This window comes from Bifidobacterium sp. UBA6881 (assembly GCA_002451435.1).
Lineage (GTDB): Bacteria > Actinomycetota > Actinomycetes > Actinomycetales > Bifidobacteriaceae > Bifidobacterium.
The window spans coordinates 11,560-15,059 of record DKCF01000067.1; the positions used below are offsets into that span (position 1 = coordinate 11,560).

3 protein-coding genes are annotated in these 3,500 nt (G+C 58.1%); all 3 read right to left on the reverse strand.

The window, feature by feature from the left end; translation table 11 throughout:
* On the reverse strand, nucleotides 1-1,109 hold a 1,109-nt coding region (locus B3C64_RS04950), incomplete at its 3' end, for a trans-sulfuration enzyme family protein (protein WP_291534148.1).
* Nucleotides 1,110-1,654: 545 nt separating this feature from the next.
* Nucleotides 1,655-2,380, reverse strand: a complete 726-nt coding sequence (locus B3C64_RS04955; protein WP_291534149.1) for an SDR family oxidoreductase — start codon at nucleotides 2,378-2,380, stop codon at nucleotides 1,655-1,657.
* Nucleotides 2,381-2,406: 26 nt separating this feature from the next.
* On the reverse strand, nucleotides 2,407-3,500 hold a 1,094-nt coding region (locus B3C64_RS04960; RefSeq protein WP_291534150.1), incomplete at its 5' end, for an ATP-binding cassette domain-containing protein.

Genomic DNA, 3,500 nt, shown 5'->3' on the forward strand with positions numbered 1-3,500 from the left:
ACCGCGAGACGAACCAGCTCGTCGGTGATGCCGACCTTGAGGCGCTCCTCGCGGGGCAGTTCGAAATGGGTCATGCGACAGGGCAGTTCGGCGAGGGACTCCACCGCACCGAGCGATACCGCCAGACGGAAGACGTGCAGGTTGTCAAGCACGTCCGCCGGATCGACGCCCGGCACGACCTCGAAGCTCAGCACCGCGCCGCCGCCCTTGAGTCCGTTCGAGGCGAGCTCGTACTCATGGCCGGGCAGCCCCGGATAGTGCACGGACTTGACCAGCGGATGCAGCAGCAGATAGCTGGAGATGGCACGCGCGTTCTCCTGCTGCCGGTCCATACGCAGCGCGAGCGTCTGGATGCCACGGCGTACCGAATCGCATTCGTTCGGGGCGAGCACGCCGCCGAGACGGTTCTGCGCGAAGTAGATCTTCTTGCCGAGATCATCGTCCTTCACCACGACCAGACCCGCGTTCACCTCGGAATGGCCCGCGAGGTACTTGGTGGCGGAGTGGATGACGATATCCGCGCCCTGGTCGAGCGGCTGCTGTAGATACGGGGTCACGAACGTGTTGTCCACGATGGCGATGGCGCCATGACGGTGGGCGACCTCGGAGATCTTCGTCACGTTGTTGACCTGCAGCAACGGATTGGTCAGCACCTCGAAATACACGGCCTTGGCCGGACATCCATGCGCCGCGCCCGTCGCGGAGCGACCGGAGACGGCGTCCTCGAGCGCGTCGTAGTCGGCGGTGTCCACTTCCTCAACCAGCACGCCCCAACGCTCGAAGTACTCATGGAACAGCGAGTACGTGCCGCCGTAGATGTTCTTGCCGACGACGATGCGGTCGCCCGGGCGGAATATCGACAGCACGGCGTGGATTGCCGCCAGCCCGGAACCGAATGCGAAGCCGCGCGTGCCGTGCTCGAGCTGGGCGATCTGCCTTTCCAGGAACTCGCGGGTCGGGTTGCCGCTGCGCGCGTAATCCCAACGGGGCATGGTATCGACCGATTCGAAAGCATAAGTGGACGAGTTGTAGATCGGCGGATTCACGGCTCCGGTGTTGTTGTCGTTCACCGGCAGGCCATGGACGAGCTGAGTGTTGAACCTGGTCATGATGTGCACCCCCTTGGGTTTGATGTTTCTTTGTGCGCCCTTTGCGCGGTCATCATCAATTATCTAACCCGTTCCTGTCTTACGGCACGCGCCGTACCTTATCGGTATTGGTTATAGAGCGTATAAACATTTATGGATGGAACGCTATCAAACCACGGAAGCCAAACGTTTTCCACGCATAATCACAGCTAAGTCATGAAAGACAAAATGCGACCGATATACTGGCCGGTTAAAACGAAACATCCATATACTGACAAAAACGTCGCTTTCCAGACGAAAAACGTGAGGAATCTCCCGCAGCGACATTTCGCAAGGTAAAAAATGTCGCCACGGGAGGAATCCTAACCGATTCATCCTCATAGCGACATTTTATGCTGCATCCTGTCGGCAAGCGACACCTTGCGCATCATGCAAACGCACCACCTGTGCGTTCTACCGACATCGCGTGAACCAAGTCCAGCGATGATTACGACGATTCATCCACACATAACATGCTGACGCGTTGCATACGCCGGATGACATTGGAGATTGCCGAAAGCGAGCAATCACACATTGAATTTTGCGGAGACTTCCTGCCTTGGACGCAAATCGACGTTGGTCAGATGCGCGTCGGCAGGAGCGTTCGCAATCCACACAATGGAGTCCGCCACAGTTTGCGGATCAATATAATCCTCGGGCTTGAATGCGACGCCGAGCTTCGCGTCTATGCCACGAAGCATCTTCGTGGCAATTTGTCCGGGATATACTGTGCTCACGCGCACCCGATGCGGGGCTTCTTCAATACGGAGCGTATTCGCATAACCCCGAAGCGCATGCTTCGAGGACGCGTAAACCGCATGATTCACCACGGCACGCTCCCCCGCACCGGAATTCACGAACACAATGGTACCTTGGGCCTTGCGAACCGCAGGCAACAAACCGGCATTGAGCAGTGCAGGCGCCTCGACATTGGTCTTCAATGTGTTGCTCCATGTTTCCGCATCACTTTGCGCGGCTGGACCAACCGGCGCGATTGCAGCTACATGCGCGACCAAGTCGATGCTGGGCACGTTCTGTGCAACCAACCGTTTAGTCCATTGCGTCAGATTGCCGCTATCAAGCAAATCCAGCACATACGCCGTCACGCCATCGATCGCATTCAAGGCGGTAACCTGTTCGGTGCTGCGCGCCACGGCAATCACATGCCACTGCTGGGACGCCAAGGTACGCACTAATTTGTTGCCGACCCCACCGGCGGCTCCGGTGACGAACGCCACTCGTTGTTCAGTCATATCCTTCTCCTAACGCGCAATGGACATCAATTATCGATGGCTCCGCCAAGGTATGCTTCCTGGACCGCGGGATTGTGCAGCAAATCGGAAGCCTTCCCATGCAAACGGATGCGTCCATTCTGAAGCACATACCCATAGTCGGCGATCGACAACGCCAGTTCGGCCTGCTGCTCGACCATCAGTACGGACACGCCAAGTTCATCACGAAGCCTCGCGATCTGCTCAAGCACATCTTCCACCAGCTTTGGCGACAAGCCCATGGTCGGCTCGTCCATGCAGATGATTTTCGGATGGCTCATCAGGGCACGGGCGAAAGCCAGCATCTGCTGTTCGCCGCCGCTCATGGTGCCGGCCTGCTGCGTACGGCGCTCCTTGAGACGTGGGAACCGCGCATACATCTGTTCCACATCCGCCGCGATATCATCATCACGGCCACGCGTGTAGGCGCCAGTCAGCAGATTCTCCTCAACCGTCATGGCAGGAAAGATTCGGCGCGCTTCTGGCACCGCCGCGATACCAGCCTGCACACGATGCCGCGTGGACAACGAAGTGATATCCTCGCCCTCGTAAATCAGCTTTCCATTGGTAGGCTTCTTCAATCCCAGAATGGTCTTCATCGTTGTTGATTTCCCGGAAGCATTGCCACCGAGCAATGATACGATGGCGCCCTTAGGCACATCAATCGACACGCCCTGCAGCGCATGCACCTGACCGTAGTAGATATCGACGTCGTCGAGCGCAAGCAGCGGCGCTTCCTTCTTATCGGCATCCGGCCTGACTTCCGACACCGTCGCGATGGCGTCGGAAGCCTCGATGGCGTTCTGCTTGGCGAGAATGTCCTGCTGACCACCGGCCACAGTGGTTTTGCGTATTTCCTGACGCTTGCCGAGATACGCCTCGACCACCTGCGGATTGTTACGCACCTCATCCGGCTCGCCATAGGCGATAATCCTGCCGCCATCCATGGCGATGACATGATCGGACAATGCCGTCACCAGTTCGATTTTGTGCTCGACCAGCAGAATGGTATGCCCCTGCGCCTTCAAATGCTGTAGTTGCTGCAGCACCTCCGCGGTTTCCGATTGGTTCATGCCGGCGGTCGGCTCATCAAGCAGCAGCA

Bases quoted from the DNA above. Each gene is read 5' to 3' on its own strand.
- B3C64_RS04955 (WP_291534149.1), bottom strand. From the start codon at position 2,380: ATGACTGAACAACGAGTGGCGTTCGTCACCGGAGCCGCCGGTGGGGTC.